The organism is Maridesulfovibrio spiralis (SeqCode) (assembly GCF_048571135.1).
Lineage (GTDB): Bacteria > Desulfobacterota > Desulfovibrionia > Desulfovibrionales > Desulfovibrionaceae > Maridesulfovibrio > Maridesulfovibrio spiralis.
This window is the reverse complement of sequence record NZ_CP182344.1, coordinates 2,186,686-2,209,011: the sequence shown is the minus strand read 5'-3', so window position 1 is coordinate 2,209,011 and position 22,326 is coordinate 2,186,686. Positions and strand designations below refer to the sequence as shown.

Here is a 22,326-nt window from a genome sequence, read left to right as displayed (position 1 = left end):
TAAACAATATGTTGCTCCAGCCTCTTTAAATGCGCACGGATTCGGGCTACCATGCCCGCATGATTAAAAGCATTGTACCGTCTATCGGAAAAATTCTTGTTGATAAGGGCTGGACCATGTCCACTGCGGAATCCTGCACCGGAGGCCTTGTTGCTGCCACACTGACCGACTTCTCCGGGAGTTCCGCATGGTTTTCAGGAGCCGTGGTCGCTTATTCCAATGAAGTGAAAATGTCCCTGCTGCACGTGCCGGAAGCGGCCCTCATTGAATACGGAGCAGTCAGCGAAGCAACCGTCCGGGCCATGGCTGAGGGCGTCTGTAAGACTCTGAATGTCGATGTAGGAATATCCCTTTCCGGCATAGCCGGACCCACCGGAGGCACTGCGGACAAACCAGTGGGGACCGTCTGGATGGGTTGGCACATCAACGGCAAAACCTATGCGGAGGGGTTTCTCTTCGACGGAGACCGTAAAAGCGTAAAAGACCAAAGCCTGCAAACCGTACTTGAAAAACTCCACCGGTTTCTGAAAGAGGCTGATTAGAATGAAAAAAATGCTGACCCTGATTTTCCTTGTTGTTCTTTGCTGCGCAACTGACGGATTCTGCCGCGACTCCCTGCGTTCCACCCTTAACCTGCACGGGCAGGAGGGAAACCGGAAATCTGTACTGCTGCAGGAGTTCCGTGAATCCTGGGCTGAAGTGCAAAATGCAACCGGACCGTTAACTATCGAAGGTGACGTTCTCGGATATCTTCAGGCGTACGGCAGTAGCAGGATTGGCGGACAAAACTTTGATGAAAATGAATATGGGGCTTTCAAGGCCCGTGTCCGCTTACACTGGGAACCTATCGAGGACGGGAAATTCCTGTTTCAGGTTCAGGGCGGCGTTTCAGACAAGCACAGCAACCCATCAAGCCGGGGAATGGTAATTTCACCATTAAACTCGCAAGCTTCAAGGACCAGCCCCGGAGGGGAAGCATCCATATCAGATGTACTCTATACACAGCATTTCGCAGATAAACGGATGTTTATTTCCATTGGCTGGACTGACCCCGAATCATTTATGGACGAAAACCGTTTTGCCGGGAACGGACGTATCCAGTTCGTGAACTCCATGTTCAACAACGAGCCGATCTTCGACTCCATCGATACCAACCTCCCCATAATCGCCAGCGGCATCAGTCCGGTGGATGAATTTAAATTCACCGTACTTGCGCAGGCAACAACTTATGCCGGACGCCCCGAAAACGAACGAAAAGGAGACTTCGAAGCCATCGCAGACAGCCCGCTCATCGGGGGACAGCTGACTTATTCACCCAGTTTTGGTAACCTGAAAGGTAATTACCGCATATTCGGCTGGACCAACTCATACGACCAGCCGCGTATAGATAACAGTGAAGACTCAATCAACTGGGGTGTTGCCTTTAACATGGATCAGGATATTACCGAGAATTTCGGCATATTCGCAAGGCTGGGCAAAGGAAACAACGCGGTCAACAACATCAGCTGGACATGGTCGGCAGGCACGCACTGGCAAGGCCCCATCCCCGGGAGGGATAAAGATGTCTGGGGTGTCGCAGCCGGTGGAGCACAAGGCAACAAGCATTCGGACAACTCGGACATGGAGTACCATTACGAAACATACTATCAGGTCAAAATTGCCGAAAACTTTTCAATTGTACCGGACCTGACCTACGTAACCAACTCCAACGCCAATAGTAATAACGATGATATCGTGTTCGGAATGTTGAAATTCTTCTTCACTTTTTCCACACCCAGTTCATAAACACCTTAACAGGTTGGGATAATATGAAAAAGATACGCACATTTATTGCACACCCCGTGCCCGGGGAATGGAAGGAAGGGATAGGCGAAGCATTCGGCAGCCTGCGTGAAGGTATGAAATCGAGAATCGCATGGGTAAAACCTGATAACATGCATCTTACTCTAAAATTCTTAGGCAGTATCGAGGAAGACAAACTCGCCGAGGTGCAGGGATTACTCAAAAAAGTTCCGGTTGTAAACTTTAAAATAAGCACCGCCGGTTCCGGCTTTTTCCCGGCCATTGAAAAACCGCATATCATCTGGCTCGGCATTGACGGCGGCACAAAAGAATACTGCGCCAACGAAGATGCCGTAGAATCCGCCATGACCGGACTGGGCTTTGATCCGAACAAGAAATCCTGCCACGCTCATATTACACTCGGCAGGGTCAAAAAAGCAGTCGAGGACGATTGGAACGCACTGGCAGAAAAGATCAACAACATTAAACTGCCGGAAGCTGAAATAAACAGCTTCATACTCTACAAAAGCGTTCTCACGCCGGACGGACCGATATATTCACCAATCGAAGAATACAAATAAAAAACGGGGCGAATCAATTCGCCCCGTTTTTTTAATGTCAGATATTCAACTTCACATGATAGTAATTTCGGCCACGCTGCACCTTAAGCAGAACCTTATTGTTCATGCGATTGCGCAGAAATGAATCGAGGAAATCTTTTTGCGAATTCACCCGGTGGTTGCCGATCTGATGAATCTTATCTCCGGGTTTAAGCCCAAGCCTTGCCGAAGCACTGTTCGGACGCACCTTGCTGACCAGCATGCCGCTTCCACGCGAATCCTTACTCACCGCCATGCCCCAGCGGGTCCATGCCTGTGAACGTATTTCGTTCAATTCAAGAGACTGCGGACGGACAACGACACGTCCGACCTTACCGTCATGCAAAACTTCAAGCTCAATATCCTCGCTTCTGGTCTGGACTCTAAGCAGAGCAAGATACCCGGCTTTATCCTCGACCTCGACACCGTTGAGCTTCAAAACAACGTCTCCGGGGCGCAATCCGGCATAAGCCGCCGGGGTATTTTTATAAACATCGGTGATCAGCATGCCGTACACGCGGGAAAGGCCAAAATAACTGGCCGAGCCCTGATCAAGGTCCTGACCGTTAACTCCCAGCCAGACCGGGGAAACCTTACCGGAGGCCAGCAATTCCTTAACCACGCGCTTGGCCCGGTTGATGGGAATGGCAAAACCAATCCCCTCTGCTCGGGCCTGAATAGCGGTGTTAATCCCGATCAGGTCACCCATGATATTAAGCAGCGGCCCACCGCTATTACCGGGGTTAATGGCTGCGTCAGTCTGGATGAAATCCGTATATGCGCCTTCCTTGGACTTAACCGTACGCTTCAGCGCGGAAACAACTCCTGTTGTCACCGTATGGGTGTAGCCGAAGGGGTTACCAATGGCGATGACCGTCTCACCGATATAAATATCCGAAGAATCGCCCATTGCTACCTGCGGCAGTTTGCCCGCGCCTTTAATCTTAAGCACGGCAAGGTCAAAGTCAGCATCGGAACCGACAATCTCGGCTGAATACTCTTTACCGTTAATGGTCCTGACTTTGATATCGCTGCCGCCTGCCAGCACGTGGGCATTGGTCAACACCAGACCACGGCGTCCGTTAATGATAACCCCGGACCCTGTAGACTGCGAACGGAACTTACGCTTGCGGGTCTGGAGCCCTTCGAAAAACATATCAAAAGCCTCGTCCCCGAACATCTGCCCGAAAGGAGATACGCCGCGCTCAACAATGCGGGTAACACTGATGTTCACAACTGCAGGAGATGTCTTCTGAACCGCCCGCACCACAGGTGTCACGCGCAAAGATTCATCCCGGGACGCAAAAACAGGCTGGGAAATCGCAACTGACAGCAATACGAAAAGAATTAATCTAAAAATACGAACCATAGGAAAGCCATTTTTGATGCGCTTTGCGCTTTTATGTTTGGGGAGAGCCCCCGGCAGGGACCGTCGGTAGACCCGCCGGAGGCATCCATTACATAGACATCAATCTGTTGATGCGGTCTTCGGTAGAGGGGTGGGTGCTGAACCAGTTAGCCATCTTACCACCGCTGAAGGGATTGACGATGAACATGTTTTCAGTTGCAGGATTCGCATCCATGGGGATGTTTCTGGCAGTTGCGTCCAGCTTGTAGAGAGCGGAAGCAAGGGCCTTGGGATCATTGGAAATCTGTGCTCCGGTGGAATCCGCAAGATATTCACGTGAACGGGAGATTGCCATCTGGATCAGGGATGCGGCAACAGGTGCAAGAATCGCGATCATAATCGCAGCCAGCGGGTTGGTTCCGCCTTCCTCATCATCACCGCCGAAACCGAAAATTGCGGCCCACTGCATCATGTTGGCAATCATCATAATCGCCCCCGCCAGCACAGCAGCAACGGACTGGATAAGGATATCGCGGTTTGCGATATGTCCGATTTCATGTGCAATTACGCCGCGCAGTTCTTCCGGGGTCAGGATACGCATGATCCCGCTGGTTACAGCAACGACTGCATTTTCGGGGTTACGCCCGGTAGCGAAGGCATTGGGGGCATCCTGATCGACCACATAAAGGCGCGGGGTAGGAATTCCGGCATTGGCGGCAAGCTCTTTAACCATAGCATGTACCTGCGGAGCATCATTGGCGGAAAGCTGGCGCGCTTTGTACATGGAAAGAACAATTTTATCAGAATACCAGTAACTGCCCACGTTCATGAACATGGCAAGTCCAAAGGCAATGACAAGCCCGGTCCGTCCTCCCATCATTCCCCCGAGAAAAAGGATGATACCCGTAAGTGCAGCGAGCAGGAAAAAAGTCTTGATCTGACTGGTCATATTAAAAGCTCCTGTTTGTTTTTTACATGATAGAAAAATACCGCATCATAAACGACGCGGTATTTTCAAAGATATGATTTAAAACAGCCCAGTCAAGAGGCTATAAATCAATAGAATCATTCTTCAACAATCATATCCTTAGGCAACGAAATAGTAAAGGCGGTCCCCTGCCCTTCCACGCTGGAACAATTGATTACACCGCCCAGACGCGAATGGACAAGATTATAGACAATGCTCATTCCCAATCCGGTTCCGCCCTCACCGCGCTTGGTTGTAAAAAAAGGTTCGAAAATACGGTTCACATTGTCTTCACTCATTCCCTTGCCATCATCGGTGTAACGGATAACAATCTCATCTTCCGCCACCTCAACACCAATATCGATATTACCAACTTCAATACCCTCAAACCCGTGGATCAGGGTATTAATAATGAGATTTGAGAAAATCTGCATGAACGCACCTGGGTAGGTGTTGAGCATAAGGTCTTCAGCACAGCTGATGTTAATCTTGTGCTGCGTCCTCTTATACTTAGACCGCAGGCTAAGCAGAATTTCATCAAGATATTCACGAAAGTTGATAATCCGCTTCTGGCCTGAAGCCTGATCAGCGGCCACTTGTTTAAAGTTACCGATAAGTTCGGCGGCCCGGTGCAGGTTAAGCATACTGGACTTGGTTGCCTCATGGGCAATATTCATGAACTTATCCAAATCCGACTTGCGCAATTCACCGGCATTCATTTTAGCAGAAATCTCCGCCAACTTCTCTTCCATAAAACTGATGCTTGTCACACTGATTCCCACCGGGGTATTAATCTCATGGGCGACCCCGGCCACAAGGTCACCAAGTGCAGCCATTTTTTCAGACTGGATAAGCTGGTTCTGGGCATTTTCCAGACTCTCAACAGAACGGCTGAGTTCAGCGGTACGTTCCTCCACCTTCTGTTCAAGATCACGGTTGAGTTCGCTGAGCTGGTCCTGAGCAGAATGAAGCTCGGAAACATCCCGGCCTTCAGCGAGCAGGAAGAGAATCTTACCGTCCGCCCCGAAAGCGGGCTTGAGAGAAAAGTCAACATATCGTGTTCCTTCCTCGGGTATTTCACTCCTGACCTCCCTGCGAACAACATGGCCGTTAACCGCCCGCTCTATATCCTGCTTCAAAGTTGCGGCAAGAGATGGCGGATGCTGCCACCACGGTCCTTCCCAAAAAGGTTTGCCGATGACATCCTCAGCCGCAACATTTCTAACGTCCAGTGCGGCCTTGTTGACCTCACGCAAAGTTCCGTCCAGATCAAGGACCCCCATGAACTGCAATGACTGACTGAAAATCCCCCGAAACAAAGCCTCACTGCGGGCGATCTGCTCCTGAGCGTTTTTCAGCTCGGTAACATTATGACCCTCTGCAATCAGGAAAAGGACCTTCCCGTCATCATCAACTACAGGCTTAGCGGAAAAATCCACATAAATGCTTTCGCCGCTATCATTGCAATGCTCGAAAATAGCTTTCCCGACTCCGCCGAATGAAGCAATTTGAATAACTTCTTTCAATTGCCGCTGAGCAGTAAGAGAATGATCCCACCATGGGGTCTCCCAAAGATAATGACCGATAAGGTCACCTTCCCCGCAAGAGACAAAATTAAGAGCCTCTTTATTGGCAAGAAGCAGTATACCTTCCGGACTGAGCACCCCCATAAACTGCTGGCTGTGATCGAAGATACCTTTAAAGAGAGCCTCACTTTCCTGCACCTGCTGCCCGGTTTTTCTGCTCTGGACTATCGTATAAAAAGACAGCAATGAAATTACACCCAGTATGAACACGGTCATCATGATCAGGTCTCGGTTTCGTGCCGCTGCTTCAGACTCGATATCGTCAATGTAAAGTCCCGTACCGATTATCCATTTCCACGGGTAAAATCTTTGTACGTATGAAATTTTAGGCACGACCCGACCCGGCTTGTCCTGCCACTGCCAATGGTAATCCACAAACCCCGCTCCATCTTTTTCCGTGGCATTTACCATTTCCACAATGAGCAGCTTGCCTTTGAAGTCGGCAAACTTGGACATATCCCGGCCATCAAGCTCAGGCATATATGGATGCATAACCATTCTGGCCTTAAAGTCATTAATCCAGAAATAGTCCTTATTTTCTGATCCAAAACGCATCATCCCGATAATTTCAGCCCCTCTGCGCCGGGCTTCTTCAGAAGATATCAGGCCTTTTATCTCCTGATCGCGCAAATGCTCCAGCACCCCCACGGCAACCTGAGTCATATGTTTTAAGGAGTCCTTGCGCTGGGCCAGCAGAGCATCACGCACCGCAGGCATGTGAACAGCAAAAATCACAATAATGAAAAGCACCAGGGAGGCTACTGTTGGTACAGCAACCCTTAACCAGACAAAACGCTTATGCCCTGCCTTTGTACTTTTTTCAAAAATACCCATGCACGCTCCGGAGCTACAGGAAATTTATATTAGTTATGCAAAGTTAAGCATACACCAGATGAAGGACATTATACAAGCTTCAAAATTCAATTGGCATTGCAGACCACACAGACATTGTATTTGATAGCTTTTTGCTTTGGCAGCTGTTTGAAAACGCATATGCGTTCATACTGCCAGCTCAACATTTACGGACAGAATAACCCTCTGGACAGAGACTATACCTTATCTATTTGCCCTGATATCCCTTGCGGAATCAGCATGGATGATTTATTAATTATAGACACATTGCTTGATTATAAAGACCACCTCAATTCTATAATTTCATATAAAATAAGCGAAAACTGGAGCCAAGATGCCTGTCGAACAAAACAGTGCTCAAGAAATAGGAATAGTTACCGGTATTTCCGGTGATGCCTATGCAGAATCTGCAGCAGGAATGCGTCCCCTTGAACCGGGCAGCCCTATATATCAGGGAGAAGAACTGATTACCGGGGATGGCGGCAACATTGAAGTGCGCTTTGTCGACGACACACTCATCTCCCAAGGTGCCAATTCCCGAATTGCCCTTGATGAATACGTTTATGATCCTGACGGTGGTGCATCCAGCTTTCTAGGCGATATTGCGCAGGGAACCTTTCGTACAGTTACCGGTAAAATTGCAGAAGAAAACCCGGACCGCTTCAAGCTCGGCTCACCGCTGGCAACCATCGGTATCCGTGGCACAATTATCCTCAGTGAAGTCGGGGCCGACGGTGAGAAGCACGGTGTTGAAGAAATTCACGCCGGTAAAGCCATGCTTCTGCAAAGTAAGGCTACCGGCCAGATCCAACAGCTTATGTCCGGTCAGATGTCCGATATCACCCAATACGGATTCCTCAATCCTGTGCGTCCTATATCCATGCAGGAATTAGCTTCATTTCGTGACCTTGCTCCCTCCAACATCAGGCAGCAGCAGGAAATCCAGAAACAGCGCGAGCAGGAAAAAGAGAAACAGGAACAGGAAGAGCAGCAGAAGGAAGAACAAGCTGCAGAAGAGCAGGCGGCAGAAGAACAGAATGAAGAAGGTCAGAACGGCGAAGAGCAGCCAGCAGATGGTGAATCCGCCGAAGAGCAGGCTGCTGCAGGTCAGCAGGGCACCGAAGGCCAGGAAGGAGAACAGCTGGCACAGGAGACTGATCCCCCTGCACTGCAAGAGTCTCCCGAAGGTCTTGGTGAAGACGTTGAGCCCGGCGGAGGCGATCCCGTTATAGGCACCGACGGGCAGGACGGAGTTCTCCACCCCGGGACCGGTGTCCTCAATCCCGGTGACGAAGGCCTGATCGGGCAGGAAAAATTTGACCCGAACAAGATTAACGAGCCGCCCAAGGTGGATACAACGCCCGAAGTAGGTGAAGGTGATGCCCCGCAAGAGCAGGAGCAACAGGAGCAGGATGAACCTTCGGGCGAACTTGACGGGGATGAAGACGGAAGGACTGGCGGAGCCCCCAAACCGGCCGCAAAGGACAGCCCTAAAAGTCAGGACAATGAAACTGAACTCAATGCTGAAACCCAAGGGGAATCTGCAGAAACCGATAGTGATGACACAGGAGAAGATCCGGACAGCTCACAGGGATCCGGCGAAACCACCTCTGATGACGACACCGAAAGTTCCGGCGATGACGACTCCAGTAGTTCAGGCGGAGAAACTTCTTCCGGAAGCTCTGGCTACAACACAATTACGGGTACAGCCGGGCAAAGCAACACACTGGGGGGAACCCCGGACGCAGACCAGATTATCGGCATGGAGATGGCCGACGAAATCAGCGGCAAAAATGGAAATGACTTTCTCTTGGGATACGGCGGTAACGATAATATTTCCGGCGATAACGGAAATGACTCAATCCTCGGTGGAGACGGAAACGATGCCCTTTTCGGTAACGCCGGAGAAGACAAGATTGACGGTGGAGCCGGAGCAGATATCATAACCGGCGGGGACGGCAAGGACGATATTGACGGTGGAACATCTTCCGGAGACGTCGACTTTGTTTCATACGAAGATGCCGAGGCAGGGGTTACAGTAAACCTTGCAGACGGAACAGCCACGGGTGGCGGCGGCGATGACACCATTAAAAACATTGAAGGTATTATCGGCTCCAAGTATTTGGACAAGCTGACAGGAGACAGCAGCGACAATGTTTTCAGGCCCGGATTGAACAGCAACTACACAGAAGGCAATGATGCTACCAGAGAAATTGTTGACGGCGGAAGCGAACAAACCGGCGACATTCTCGATTTCAGCAATATCACCAAGTCAGTATATATTAATTTGAATGGCGATACTGACAACGATATGGATGCAGATGAAGCTGTCATCTATGACGACACAATTCTGGATTCAGCAAAACTCAACGTTGTCAAATTCAGTAATATCGAAAAATTTATCGGATCACAAGGCGATGATAAAATGGTTGCCGGGACAGGATCTGCCACCTTTGACGGAAATGCCGGGGACGATTTAATCCAAGGTGGAAGTCAGGCAGACATGCTCAGCGGCGGAGACGGCAAAGATTTTATCTCCGGCGGTGGCGGCGTAGATACCATTTCTGGCGGCAAAGGAAATGACACCATCTTAGGCGGAACTGGTGCTGACTATATCGACGGCGGCGCAGGTAGTGACTGGATGGATTTTTCAGACGCCGGCCTAGCCAGCACAGGAGTATATATAAGTTCAGCATTTACACAAACCGTCGACGGGGTCGAATATATAAAAGTTAAGGAAGCTGATGCAGGCCTGGGCCACACATCAACAATCGTTGACTATATCGTTAATATCGAAAATTTCTCCGGAACAAATAATGGCGACTACATTGAAGGAACCGCTGCAAACAATATCATCCACGGTCATGCAGGAGCTGACAGCCTCATGGGTGGAGACGGCAGCGATACCCTCTCCGGTGGAGACGGCCTTGATACCCTTGACGGTGGTTCAGGAGACGATGACTGGGTTGACTATTCATATGTAACCAGCTCCGAAACATTGTCCATCGACTTATCTGTTTTGTCCGGGGATTACGTCATCGGCAAACTTAACATGGTCGAAGCCGATAAAATTAAAAATATTGAACATGTTATCGGCACCAAGAACGCTGACCAAATCACAGGCGACGACAATAATAACAACCTGATGGGCGGAGCCGGAGATGATGTCCTTGATGGCGGTGCTGGAGACGACATTCTGCATGGCGGAACAGGAGCTGACGAGCTGAAAGGTGGAGCCGATACCGACCTGATCTCCTACAAAGGATCAACTGCAGCCATCAACATAGATCTTGGCGATGGAAGCACAGCCGATGTTGGCGGAACCGCACTTTTCAGCCACAGCGAAGGGGCTGATAAATTTTCAAACATCGAAGGTGTCATCGGTTCCGATGCAGCTGATACAATCAAAGCATCCACCCTCTCTGCCGACACAATTCAAGGCGGCAAGGGTGCGGATACCATAACACTGACAAGCTCAGAGACCACCCTTGCTTATATGGACTTAAATGAGGGAGGAGATACGATTAACAGCTTTACTCACGGCTGTGACAAGTTTCTGTTTCAAGGCTCGGATTTTGATTCCAATGCTTCATCAAAACTTGCAACAGTAACCAGCAGCGATGGATATGACGGACACACAGATGTATCGTACACAGATGCCTGCTTTGTCTTCGACACAACTAACAACAGCTTATATTACGATGCCAACGGTTCCGGGGAAGGGGAAGCCACCCTCATTGCCGGTTTTGACAGCAACCCGAATCTCGACTCTGACGATATTACGGTAAACGGGCCGTAATCCCAAATAGACCAAAGCCCGTCTGTTCTGCAGCAAGCAGTAAACAGACGGGCTTTTTCATTTCTGAAGACTTGTACGCAACCGGACAAACAATAGCTATTTTTTTATGCAATCTTGAGTTGATACTGATTTTTTATCAGGAATATGTGCATCTTCAACCATCTGCTCATAAGTTTTAATTCTATTCTTCAAGTGGCGTAACTTGATTAAAGATTTCTTTTGGTCACGAATGGCGCGCTCATGACGGTTCCGCAGGGCCGCTTCTTCCTGCTTGAAAGCTTTCATGGTGTCCCTGTGCCAGTTTGTAATCATCTTGTTTATTACCAGCGCACAAAGCATGACGACGACGCAGAACACGAGCATGTAAATCATTCAGGACTCCCGACTTCATTCAGGTCCTGTTTCAAACCTTCTAGATGGCTTTCGGCATCAGCGATTTCCCGTTTGATCTGAGCTGTCCCTTTTTTTAACCTGCCGACTTTGAATTCAACATTATCTCGCAGGTTATCCAGCTGCAAACGCCGCTGATTGACGATTCCATTAACATTCATATAGCGCCCATAAAAAATCATAAAGACAAGAAACCCGAAAACAACCGCGATAAAAAAATACATGGAAACTGTAAGGTATATACTGAAAGTTAGGACTGCGGCATGCTTTTCTTGAGCAAAACCTTCAACTTCGCATCATCGGGGAATTCTGTAAGAGCTTCTTCAATTACGACCCTTGCCTCTTCAGTCATACCCACCTTTAAGAAAATACCTGCAATATTCCGGGCCACGGAAACAGCGGATTTGTGAATCATTCCGTCCGAACGCACAGCCCTCTTAAAATACTTGGCGCAACGTGCATACTCTTTGCCATCACTGTAGGCCAACCCAATATTATAGAATAACCCCGGTTCATTGGGAGCCACCTTTAATGCAGCCTGATAGTTTTCAACCGCCTTCTGCCATTTGCCCTGCTTGCGTAGGGCTATACCAAGACGGTTGTAAGTCTCAAGGTCATCCGCGCTCAAACTGCTGGCTTTTACCTGCAGAAGCTTAGAATAATATTTTTCGGCTTTTTCCGGAGCAACGTCAAAAAGGGATTCGGCTATGCCGCTCATTACCTGAGAAAGATAGTTGTGGGCTTCCTTTACCGCACAGCGAACAGCCTGATCGAAATATATTTCAGCTTCATCAAGCTCTTCCCGCTCCAGATGGACCTTGCCTATTTCGCATTTACGTTCGGTGTTCAGGGGACTAATGGAATCGAGTTTCTTAAGATAATGCAAATACTGGTCATTATTATTTCCTTTGTAGAAATCGGCCAGTTTTTTAATCGGCTCCATGAACACCTTGGACTGTTCATGAGCCTGAAGGTAGGATTTCAAGGCTTCGTCCCGTTGCCCCATACCCGACTGGGCATCACCCTGCAGCATGAGTGCCGCCGGACTGTCTGGCTTGATCTCAAGGATCTTGGAACTTATCACCAGCACCTTATCCAATTCACCGTCACGCAAAAATTTCTTACCGGCTTCCACCAGCTGAGCCAACTTGCCCTGCGGCTTAATGGTGAAAGCAAGTTTCTGAACCAGACTGTCTACTGATACAGGCTTGGTGATGATGTTGTTAGCACCTAATTCGTGCAGAAAAATAAGCTCTTCCTGACTGGTTTCATCAGTAAGGACAACAACTTTAATTTCCGGAAAAACCTTACGGATATTGAGGATAAATTCAGCGGATGGTCGGCCCTTGAGCAAACGCTCCACAAAAACCAACACAGGCTGTCCCGATCCGACCTTATCCTTGATCTCATTCAAACAGGGAGCCTGATCCTGAAAGTAGGCAAGGCAATCACGGCGGATGGCCAGAATTTTATGCAACGTTCCACGCAACAGCTTATAAAAAGAAGGCTCATCACTGAGCAGTACGGTAAAGCCGTCCTGTCCCTCATAAAACTCACGTACAATCTTGTCGTATCTGGTAGCCACTTAGAGCCTCGCTTTCACTGAATCATCTAACAAAATCAAATTTCAACAACCTGACCCTGCTCAGGAAGAAAAAAATTCGCGGAATCAGTCAGGGATAACTGCTTTATAACGTCTTTACGGTGACAGGTTCGCACAAAAGGCTCAAGGTGCACAAGACCAACATTCTCAATTCGCGCATAAGTTGCGAAATCAATGCACGCCTTAATGCTGGAATGTCCCTTGACGGAACCCTCCAAGCAATAAGCTTCGAGAATTCCCAACTGTGCCTTTTCAGCCAGCTGCATGCAATCCTCATTCAAAGCCCCGTCCCCTGTATAGAATATAGTCTTTCCGGCACAGTCAAGACGGAGCGCCAGTGCTGATGCAGAATGATCAATGCTGCAGGTCTTTAAACCGAATCCGGCCACGGAATTTTCGTCCCCTGGCCTGAATTCATGAAATACAACCCTGAATCCGATCTTTCCGAACATGGTCGGATAGGCAAGGTTCACAACCTGCGTGACTTTATCAGCTATCCCTTCCGGACCGCAAAGATGAAAAGTCTTTTCCCTTCCCGCGCTGAAAAAGGAACCGAACAAAAACGGCAGCCCGAAAAAATGATCGCCATGAAAATGGGAAATCCAGAGAGCATCAATGTTCTGCGCATCCGGGACCATGTTCATGCAGGCATGTCCGGCATTGAAACCGCAATCCAGCATGATACGGTTTCCGCCGCACTCTACCAACATGGAAACATTGGTCTGCCCGGCATCAAATGCCGAACCTGTGCCGAGAAATGTACATTTCATAACAGCCCACCGAAATCAGTAGGAAAAGATTAAGCCATCACCGGTGGCCGAACCTTCAGGGACGATACCCAAATAGCCGAGAATCTCCTTCAGCAGAGGCTTATCCACTTCCGGGCCTTCTATAACTGAAACGCTGCCTTCAAGGTCACAAAGCGCCTTGAGTACGGTAACAGCATCCTCAAAGCCACCGATCCGATCCACAAGGCCGAGTTCTTTGGCCTCGCGTCCGGTAATGGCCCTGCCGTCTGCGATCTTCTCTACCTGCTCATGGTCAAGTTTGCGCGCAGCAGCCACGTCATCCACGAACTGGTTATGCATGTCCATGATCAGTGCGGTCAGGTATTCACGCTGTTCCGGGGTCAACTCCGTAAAAGGAGACCCGGCAGCTTTCATCTTACCGCTGGTGATGACGATCGGCTTAACCCCGACCTTTTCCATGAGCTGGTGGAAGTTTGCATACTCCGCTTTAACCCCGATGGAGCCGGTAATGGAGCCGGAGCTGGCCATGATCTTTGTGGCCGGCGCTGCAGCGTAATAGCCGCCGGAAGCCGCAACTGTCCCGAAAGAAGCCACAATGGGCTTTACCTCGGCGAACCTTTTGACTGCATGGTAAAGTTCCTGCGAAGGGGCAATGGTTCCACCCGGTGAATTAACACGCAGCAGTACACCCTTTACAGAATCATCACGGCGCAGATCGCGCAGAAATTTTACCGTCGGCAATGAGTTGGTAATGGTTCCCTGCACATTGACAACCCCGATCTTTCCGGAACTGAAAAAGTCTACTTTTCCATGAAAAAAGGCTGTAGCTCCCCAAAGGAGAGCCACAGCCATAATAAGCAGACTGAAACCGAATAGAATCGGATGTCTTACAGAGAAACCTTTCTTAGGATTCTTCATCCTCGGTCTCTGCAGCTGCTTTAGCTTCACTTGCATCAGCAAGCTTCTGCTTCAGCAGTTCACCCAGAGTGTTACCGCTGTCGGCAGGACCGGAACGGAATTCTTTGGGCTGACGTTTTTCAGTGTCTTCCTTGAGCTGCTTGATGGAGAGGCCGAGGCGACGCTCATCAGCAGATACGTGGATGACTTTAGCCTGGATGGTAACGCCTTCTTTAAACATCTCAGAAGGATTCTTGATCTTCTTGTGAGAGATTTCAGAAACGTGAACCAGACCTTCAATACCTTCTTCAACTTCTACAAAGAGGCCGAAGTCAGTGATGTTGGTAACGAGACCTTCGAGGGTGCAGCCAACGGGGTACTTAGTGGGTACCTGAGACCAGGGGTCTTCGGAAAGCTGTTTAACACCGAGGGTGAATTTCTCGTTTTCTTTGTCAACGGTGAGAACTTTCGCCTGAACGGAATCGCCAACTGCGTATACTTCAGAAGGATGACGCACTTTGCGGGTCCAAGAGATATCGGAAACGTGAATCAGGCCGTCAATGCCGTCTTCGATACCGATGAATACACCGAATTCAGTGATGTTTTTGATCTGTCCTTCGAGGATGGTACCTTCGGGGAACTTCTCAGCAACAACATCCCAGGGGTTGGGCTTAACCTGCTTCATACCCAGAGAGATGCGTTTTTTGTCGGGGTCTACACCCAGAACAACAACATCTACTTCGTCGCCAACGCGAACCATCTGGGAGGGGTGACGCAGTTTGCGGGTCCAGGACATTTCAGAAATGTGAACCAGACCTTCAACGCCTGCTTCCAGCTCAACGAATGCACCGTAGTCAGCGAGGTTGGTAACCTTACCGGTATACTTGGCACCTTCGGGGTATTTGCCGGAGATATCTTCCCACGGATCGGGAACGAGCTGCTTGAGGCCGAGAGAAACTTTCTGGCCTTCTTTGTCAAAGTTCAGAACTTTCAGTTCGAGCTCATCACCGAGTGCGACCATTTCCTTGGGATGCTTGATGCGCTTCCAGGACATGTCTGTGATATGCAGAAGACCGTCGAGACCGCCGAGGTCAATGAATACACCGTATTCGGTGATGTTCTTGACTTTACCTTTAACGGTCTGCTCTTCTTCGAGAGTTTCAAGCAGCTGGGAACGCATTTCGTTGCGCTGTTCTTCGAGAAGAACGCGGCGGGAAACGATAACGTTGCTGCGGCGACGGTTAATTTTGAGAATCTTGAATTCGTAAGTCTGATCAACGAGAGCGTCCATATCGGGGACAGGGCGGAGATCAACGTGAGAACCAGGCAAGAATGCTTCCACGCCACCGAGATCAACGGTGTAACCACCTTTGATGCGGCGGATGATTCTGCCTTCGACAACGCCTTCTTTTTCCTGCACTTCTTCGAGTTTGTCGAAGAGCTGCATGCGCTTGGCTTTGTCGCGGGAAAGGTGAATGGTGCCTTCGTTTTCGTTTTTGTTTGCAACAAATACGTCTACTTTGTCACCGACTGCAACAGTCATTTCACCGTCAGCATCCAGAAATTCAGATACTGCAATCTGGCCTTCAGACTTGAAGTTAACGTCGATGAGAACGAAATCTTTATCAACTTTAACTACTTCACCGGAAACGATGCTTCCTTCGTCCAGATTTCCGAAATCGGCATTAAGATAGTCTTCAAGGGCAGCCTCGAAGTCCATTTCCATTTCGGCGTTCATGTTTTCATTGTTTTCCATGGGTTACCTCCAACAACGATGTCCTCGGACAAAATTTCGGCATATATATTATGGGAGAAGCGCATTGGATCCAACCTGCTCACGCGTTCCGAGGCAGCCGATGCCCAGATTGTCCGTTGGTCCATGAGGACCACACTTCATCCCTAATGCCCGTTACGGGAAAAAACTCAAGACTAATAGGGTAATCATTAACCCGTGATTTTCAATACCACCGAGTACAGAACTCCATCTTGAGATTAAGAGAACTGCTTCTATCTTAAAAATAGACTTATGTAAACCAAATTCAGCAAGGCACTGCCGCCTGAAATCGTTTGCGCTCAATGATTAGAACAAAAAAAAGAGTCGGGACAAATCCGACTCCTTCAAAGAAAATCTACCGATAAACAGCTGTATATTATCCCCGGCACTGATGCTTGATATTAACCCCCTGAGTGATAAAAATCACTGATTCGGCAATATTGGTAGCCTGATCGGCGACACGCTCAAGGTTAGCTGCAGCCATAATCAGGTGAACACCCCGCTCCACGATCCTTGTTTCGGAAACCATATTTTCGATTAAACCTTTGAGAATGCGAACATTAAGACTATCTGCCTCGTTATCCATTCCACAGACTTCCGACGCAAGGGTAGCGTCCTCATCAGCAAATGATTTGACGGCCTTGGAAACCATATCCATAGCAATAGCACCCATCTGGTCCAACTGCTGATTGAAAGGGAGTGGCGGGCGGGTGCTCAAAAATACAGCCCGGTTGGAAAGATTAACCGCCTGATCACCGATACGTTCAAGATTACTGGCAATACGCATGGAACCGACAATGAATCGCAAATCACGAGCCATAGGCTGGTCGAGGGCCAGTAGCCCGAGGTTATACTGATCAAGTTCGCATTCAAGCTCATTGATTTTAATATCATTCATAATGATGTCTTCAGCCAGCTCTGCATTGCATTCGGCTAAAGCTTTCACAGAATTATGCAGTGCTGTTTCCGCCATGCTGGACATCCTGAGAAGCTGAACCTTCAATTCATCCATTTTTTTACTGAAATGGGCACGTTGCTCCATCTGTAATCTCCGTAATATTGCGGTCCGGAAAGCCAGACCTGTAAACATGAATTGAACAGCAATCTAACCGAATCGACCGGTAATATAATCTTCAGTCTGCTTGTTCTTGGGCTTGGTGAACATGGTCTCGGTCTTACCGGTTTCCACAAGGCGCCCCATGTAGAAGAATGCGGTCTGATCTGACACACGTGCAGCCTGCTGCATGGAGTGGGTAACGATGATGATGGTGAAATTCCTCTTCAGTTCGTGAATCAGGTCTTCGATCTTCTGGGTAGCAATGGGGTCGAGGGCGGAGGCAGGTTCGTCCATGAGCAGGATTTCGGGTTCAACGGCCAAAGCACGGGCAATACACAGGCGCTGCTGCTGTCCACCGGAAAGACCTAGAGCGGAAGAGTGCAGGCGGTCTTTTACTTCGTCCCAGAGAGCACCTCCTTTAAGGCTTTCTTCCACTTTGCGAGCGATAAATTCTTTGTCATTAATGCCGTTTACACGCAGACCATAAGCTACATTTTCAAAAATTGATTTAGGAAAAGGGTTGGGCTTCTGGAAAACCATACCCACGCGTCTTCTGAGGGTAACAACATCCAAACCCTGAGCGTAGATATCTTCATCATCCAGTGTAAGATCGCCGTCCACACGGGTTCCGGGGATCAGGTCATTCATCCTGTTCAGGCAACGAAGGAAAGTACTTTTACCACAACCGGAAGGCCCGATAAGTGCGGTGACCCTGTTCTCTTCAAAATCCATGGAAATATCTTCAAGCGCCTTGAAGTCACCATAGTAAAAATCCAAATTTTTGGAAGCGATTTTAACAGCTTGCCCCATTAGATTGTCTCCATAATTATTATATAAAATAAAATCGGATCAGGCTCGTCCGACCCCTGATCTTACTTGGTTCGCATTGAATAACTGCCAGCCTTCTCAAGCAGACAGGAATTAACTATCCGGCACGGGTTACAGGGCAATGACCCACCTGTTACATTTATGTTACGCGCAACAACATCTCACTAAGCACATAAATATAAACAGCTTAGAAAAAAGATGATCTATAAATAAAAACGGCCCGGAGTTTTTAAAACTCCGGGCCGTTCAAGGCAAATATGTTGCAGAACTGGATCTAAAAACCAAGCTCCACTGAGACCGCATTATCAAGCCTGCGCACAACGGGCTTGACCTTAGCGGGAAATTTATTCGGGTCTAAATAAATTACCAAACGGAATTTATCGGGATGCTCGCCCAACACAACCTTGGAGAGCGGACAATTTTTCACCCGGTAGACGGATTTGGCCTTATTGTTCCATTTTCCGTGCATATCAACAACCAACCGGCGCGGTTTATCGAGATTGAACCAGCTGATCTTTCCGGCAGCAGCAGAGAGCTGAACATTGACGATTGCTTTCTTATTCAGACAGGAAGTTTTGATCCCTTTCAGGTCACCTCCGGCAGAAGCTGGAACGGTCTTCGCAGAAGCAGGTTTCGGCTTGGGCCTCGGCTGGGGTTTAGCTATCGGCTTGGGAGCAGCCTTCTCGGCCGGTGCAGCAGGCTTGGCTTCAGCAACTGCGGCCTCAGCGCCCTGTCCGTCTTGCTCAGCCGTATCAGCAGCAACCTGAGTATTTGAAGCCGAAATCTCTGCTTCATTGAGTTCTCTAGCTGCCTCATCACCCTGCTCATCAGCCGATTTTAGCGGTAAAACAAGTTTGCTAACCTCACGGCGTGCGACAGGACCTTCCCCTTCCTGCGGCTGGCTATGATCCGTTTTTTCTGTGAAAAAAGCATCAAAATAACCCATGTGATAGGAAGCCGCGCAAACTCCCGCCAGAAGCAGGAGAAACAGCAACAGAAAAGTAAAGGGGCGAAATTTCATTTTCATTCTCGGACATCCGTTTTGTGGTCAATTCAAGACGGTCAATATATGTAAATTTCCCACTGAAAGCAAAGCAGCCCTCACCCCGCGAAATGTATGGACTGAGACCGGACAAACGTCTTCCACTCAACTGCCCCTTCGCGAAATACAGACTGTTTTCCGTGAAAATGGGCTTTTATCATTAAACTATTTTCAGGTAAAACTTCTCAATCCATATTTTCAAATAGTTCCTTAAGCCATAAAAAACCGCCTATCTTCATATAAATAGGCGGCTTGATTAAACTTCAGTTAAATCTGAACTACTTTTCCAAATCCATAGGCCTGATTCCCCAGATATTACGGGCATAGTCCATAATAGCCCGGTCACTTGAAAAATACCCGGACCCGGCAGTGTTAAGGATTGAACAGCGCAGCCAGCTTCTGCGGTCCAGCCACATTTCATCTACCCGGTCCTGTGTATCCACATAATCGCGGTAATCAGCAAGGACCATATACTGGTCGCCACCGCTAAACAGCGTATCAAGGATAGGCCTGAACAGGTCCCGGTTCCCTTCTGAAAAAGTGCCGTCCCCGATATAGTGTAACACTTCACCAAGCTCCTGATCTTCAGAGGCAACATCTGAAGGGTTGTAGCCGTTATACTTGCGCGCCTCGACATCATCAGCATCCATACCGAAAATAAACATATGCTCCCGGCCCACTTCCTCCATGATCTCGATATTGGCTCCGTCAAGGGTTCCGATAGTCAAAGCCCCGTTCAACGCGAATTTCATATTGCCTGTTCCTGAGGCTTCTGTTCCGGCAAGGGAAATCTGTTCCGAAAGATCAGTTGCCGGAATAATGCGTTCAGCCTGAGAAACCCGGTAGTTGGGCATAAAGGCGATGCGCAGCTTGTGGTTTACCGCCGGATCGGAATTCACAACTGCTCCCACACAATTGATCAAACGGATAATACGCTTGGCAATGAAGTAGCCGGGAGCGGCTTTCCCGGCAAAAATCTTAAGCCTCGGGGCAGCCACGCTATCCGGGTTCTTTTTCAGGCGGCAGTATAAAGTCACTGCATGCAGGACATTTAAAAGCTGGCGTTTGTATTCATGAATGCGCTTCACATGAACATCATACATCCAGTCCGCAGGCAGATAGAGACCGTAATCATTGCGGGCATAATCAACCAGACGCTTTTTCTCTTTGAGCTTACATTGATACCAGCGGTCCTGAAATTCAGGATCATCCGCCAGCGGTTCAAGCTCCCTCAACTGGGCAAGATCAGTAACCCACCCGTCACCGATCTTTTCAGTAATCAACTCGGAAAGCGGCTCGTTGCATTGCCGCAGCCATCTGCGCGGAGTGATACCGTTAGTCACCGAAGTAAACCTTCCGGGGAACATCTCCACAAAATCCTGAAAAATACTTTTCTTGATCAAGTCCCCATGCAGAGCGGAAACGCCATTGACGGTAAAGCTGCCCACCACGGCCAGCCAGGCCATACGTACCTGCGGATATTCTCCATCCTCAATTATCGACATGCGTTTCAGGCGGTCCTCATCTCCCGGAAAACGGACTTTCACATCTTCAATGAAACGCCGGTTGATCTCAAAAATGATGGAGACATGCCGGGGCAGCACTTTGCGCATCATTTCAAGAGGCCACTTTTCGAGCGCTTCCGGCATCATTGTGTGGTTGGTATATGCAAAGGTTCTGCGGCAGATGCGCCACGCTTCATCCCAGTTGAGCATATGTTCATCAATAAGAATCCGCATAAGTTCGGGGATAGCAATGGCCGGATGGGTTTCATTCAGCTGGACTACGGCCCGGTTCGGGAGTTCCGAAAAGTCCAGTTTCAGCTTTTTGAAACGACGCATCATGTCCTGAATAGTCGCCGAGACAAAAAAGTACTGCTGCACAAGGCGCAGCTCACGGCCTTCACTGAGATGGTCATTGGGATAAAGAACCTTCGAAATTGTCTGCGAACGAACCGCATCTTCCATGGAACGGATGTAATCCCCGCTGTTGAACAGATCGAAATTAAAGCGGCGGGCAGGCTGGGCCTCCCAAAGCCGCATATTGATGACGTTGCCGTTTTTGTAGCCCGGAATAAGCATATCCACAGGGACAGCCATTACTTTGGCACTATCTGTCCAGCGCTGGCGCGCGGAACCGTCTTCATGGGTATATTGCTCTTCCCGTCCGTAAAGACGAACCGTGAACATGAACCCCTTACGGTTAAACTCCCATGGATTTCCACTGTGCAGCCAGTCATCCGGGGCCTCGACCTGCTCCCCGTTTTCAATAGCCTGCTTGAAAATTCCATACTCATATCTGATTCCATAGCCGTAACCGGGAATTCCAAGACTGGCCATTGAATCAAGGAAGCATGAAGCCAAACGGCCCAGACCGCCGTTACCCAGTCCGGCATCGGCCTCGGCACTTTCCGCCTCATCAAGAGTCAGACCGAATTTTTTGAGTACTTCCTTGACTTCTTTTTCCACTCCAAGGCTCAAGGTGTTACTAGCCAGAGACTTCCCAGTCAGGAACTCCAGTGAAAGATAGTAAACGCTCTTAGCCCGCTGGCTGTAATATGCACGCTGGGTCTTTATCCAGTTACCAACAAGACGGTCCCGCAAGGTATAGGCCAGAGCATGGTAAAGTGAAAAAATATCAGTACGTCCATAATCCCGTCCCAGATTAGATAAATGATGACGGCAGACGCAGTTTACAAGGGACTCAACATCCATTCCCCCGATCTCTTTCAAGAAGTCGTTAATATCTTTGGGCATAATAAACCTCACTATCTACTAGATATCATTTGATTCATTGAAGATGATAACAGAAATCCCACCAGACACAGAATTCACATCACTCTTATACATCAACAAACATAAAAAGTAATGGACACATGTAAAATTTCAGGCATGTATCTAAAAAGAGGTTTACTCATTTCCGGAAAGTTAAATCAGAATAGATCCTTACGGATGATTCACTATTTAAGCAAAAATAGTAAAAAGTTTTTTAATATTCTACTTCACCTTTATACATAGATAGTGTTATTAGTAGCGATAAGTGACCGATGGATC

Annotated in this window: 17 protein-coding genes; 4 read left to right on the top strand and 13 right to left on the bottom strand. The window is 48.7% G+C overall.

The genetic code is table 11. From position 1 onward, the window contains the following. Nucleotides 1-29 precede the first annotated feature (29 nt). Genes ACNI29_RS09885 through thpR form a run of 3 tightly spaced genes read left to right on the top strand, consistent with a single transcriptional unit; the run spans nucleotide 30 to nucleotide 2,363 of the window. Entirely contained in the window at nucleotides 30-542 is a 513-nt protein-coding gene (locus ACNI29_RS09885) for a CinA family protein (protein ID WP_419782044.1), read from the top strand. Nucleotide 543: 1 nt separating this feature from the next. After that, nucleotides 544-1,785 carry a carbohydrate porin gene (locus ACNI29_RS09880; RefSeq protein WP_419782043.1) on the top strand — a complete coding sequence of 414 codons (1,242 nt, stop codon included), beginning with the start codon at nucleotides 544-546 and terminating at the stop codon, nucleotides 1,783-1,785. A gap of 23 nt (nucleotides 1,786-1,808) precedes the next feature. Further along, nucleotides 1,809-2,363 (top strand): RNA 2',3'-cyclic phosphodiesterase, encoded by a 555-nt coding sequence (thpR, locus tag ACNI29_RS09875; RefSeq protein WP_419782042.1) that lies wholly within the window; start codon nucleotides 1,809-1,811, stop codon nucleotides 2,361-2,363. 37 nt (nucleotides 2,364-2,400) lie between these two features. Here the strand turns inward: thpR and ACNI29_RS09870 are convergent, their stop codons facing one another. From ACNI29_RS09870 to ACNI29_RS09860, 3 genes are all read right to left on the bottom strand, one after another. Then, nucleotides 2,401-3,750 (bottom strand): trypsin-like peptidase domain-containing protein, encoded by a 1,350-nt coding sequence (locus tag ACNI29_RS09870; RefSeq protein ID WP_419782041.1) that lies wholly within the window; start codon nucleotides 3,748-3,750, stop codon nucleotides 2,401-2,403. A gap of 88 nt (nucleotides 3,751-3,838) precedes the next feature. Continuing rightward, nucleotides 3,839-4,678 (bottom strand): zinc metalloprotease HtpX, encoded by an 840-nt coding sequence (htpX, locus tag ACNI29_RS09865; protein WP_419782040.1) that lies wholly within the window; start codon nucleotides 4,676-4,678, stop codon nucleotides 3,839-3,841. A 116-nt stretch (nucleotides 4,679-4,794) separates the two neighbouring features. After that, nucleotides 4,795-7,116 carry a cache domain-containing protein gene (locus ACNI29_RS09860; RefSeq protein ID WP_419782039.1) on the bottom strand — a complete coding sequence of 774 codons (2,322 nt, stop codon included), beginning with the start codon at nucleotides 7,114-7,116 and terminating at the stop codon, nucleotides 4,795-4,797. Nucleotides 7,117-7,468: 352 nt separating this feature from the next. Here ACNI29_RS09860 and ACNI29_RS09855 point away from each other — a divergent pair, with 352 nt between their 5' ends. Continuing rightward, the gene (locus tag ACNI29_RS09855) at nucleotides 7,469-10,933 is read left to right on the top strand and encodes a FecR domain-containing protein (protein ID WP_419782038.1); all 3,465 of its coding nucleotides are present in this window, start codon (nucleotides 7,469-7,471) and stop codon (nucleotides 10,931-10,933) included. A 96-nt stretch (nucleotides 10,934-11,029) separates the two neighbouring features. Here the strand turns inward: ACNI29_RS09855 and ACNI29_RS09850 are convergent, their stop codons facing one another. The 10 genes from ACNI29_RS09850 to ACNI29_RS09805 form a co-directional block, all read right to left on the bottom strand. Continuing rightward, nucleotides 11,030-11,305: a hypothetical protein gene (locus tag ACNI29_RS09850; RefSeq protein ID WP_419782037.1), complete on the bottom strand. Its 276-nt coding sequence runs from the start codon at nucleotides 11,303-11,305 to the stop codon at nucleotides 11,030-11,032. After that, nucleotides 11,302-11,484: a hypothetical protein gene (locus tag ACNI29_RS09845; RefSeq protein ID WP_419782036.1), complete on the bottom strand. Its 183-nt coding sequence runs from the start codon at nucleotides 11,482-11,484 to the stop codon at nucleotides 11,302-11,304. Before ACNI29_RS09845 ends, ACNI29_RS09850 begins: the two co-directional genes overlap by 4 nt. Nucleotides 11,485-11,573: 89 nt before the next feature. Next, on the bottom strand, nucleotides 11,574-12,908 hold the full coding sequence (locus tag ACNI29_RS09840) for a tetratricopeptide repeat protein (RefSeq protein ID WP_419782035.1): 1,335 nt from the start codon (nucleotides 12,906-12,908) through the stop codon (nucleotides 11,574-11,576). Nucleotides 12,909-12,943: 35 nt separating this feature from the next. Further along, on the bottom strand, nucleotides 12,944-13,696 hold the full coding sequence (locus ACNI29_RS09835) for an MBL fold metallo-hydrolase (protein WP_419782034.1): 753 nt from the start codon (nucleotides 13,694-13,696) through the stop codon (nucleotides 12,944-12,946). 15 nt (nucleotides 13,697-13,711) lie between these two features. Next, a complete protein-coding gene (gene sppA, locus ACNI29_RS09830) occupies nucleotides 13,712-14,593 on the bottom strand; it encodes a signal peptide peptidase SppA (RefSeq protein WP_419782033.1) in 882 nt (293 codons plus the stop codon). Then, nucleotides 14,580-16,328 (bottom strand): 30S ribosomal protein S1, encoded by a 1,749-nt coding sequence (locus tag ACNI29_RS09825; RefSeq protein WP_419782032.1) that lies wholly within the window; start codon nucleotides 16,326-16,328, stop codon nucleotides 14,580-14,582. Before ACNI29_RS09825 ends, sppA begins: the two co-directional genes overlap by 14 nt. 394 nt (nucleotides 16,329-16,722) lie before the next feature. After that, the gene (gene phoU / locus ACNI29_RS09820) at nucleotides 16,723-17,388 is read right to left on the bottom strand and encodes a phosphate signaling complex protein PhoU (RefSeq protein ID WP_419782031.1); all 666 of its coding nucleotides are present in this window, start codon (nucleotides 17,386-17,388) and stop codon (nucleotides 16,723-16,725) included. Nucleotides 17,389-17,451: 63 nt separating this feature from the next. Then, a complete protein-coding gene (gene pstB, locus ACNI29_RS09815) occupies nucleotides 17,452-18,213 on the bottom strand; it encodes a phosphate ABC transporter ATP-binding protein PstB (RefSeq protein ID WP_419782030.1) in 762 nt (253 codons plus the stop codon). 292 nt (nucleotides 18,214-18,505) lie between these two features. Then, entirely contained in the window at nucleotides 18,506-19,258 is a 753-nt protein-coding gene (locus ACNI29_RS09810) for an AMIN domain-containing protein (RefSeq protein ID WP_419782029.1), read from the bottom strand. Nucleotides 19,259-19,551: 293 nt separating this feature from the next. Beyond that, nucleotides 19,552-22,029 (bottom strand): glycogen/starch/alpha-glucan phosphorylase, encoded by a 2,478-nt coding sequence (locus ACNI29_RS09805; protein WP_419782028.1) that lies wholly within the window; start codon nucleotides 22,027-22,029, stop codon nucleotides 19,552-19,554. Between the last annotated feature and the right edge of the window lie 297 nt (nucleotides 22,030-22,326).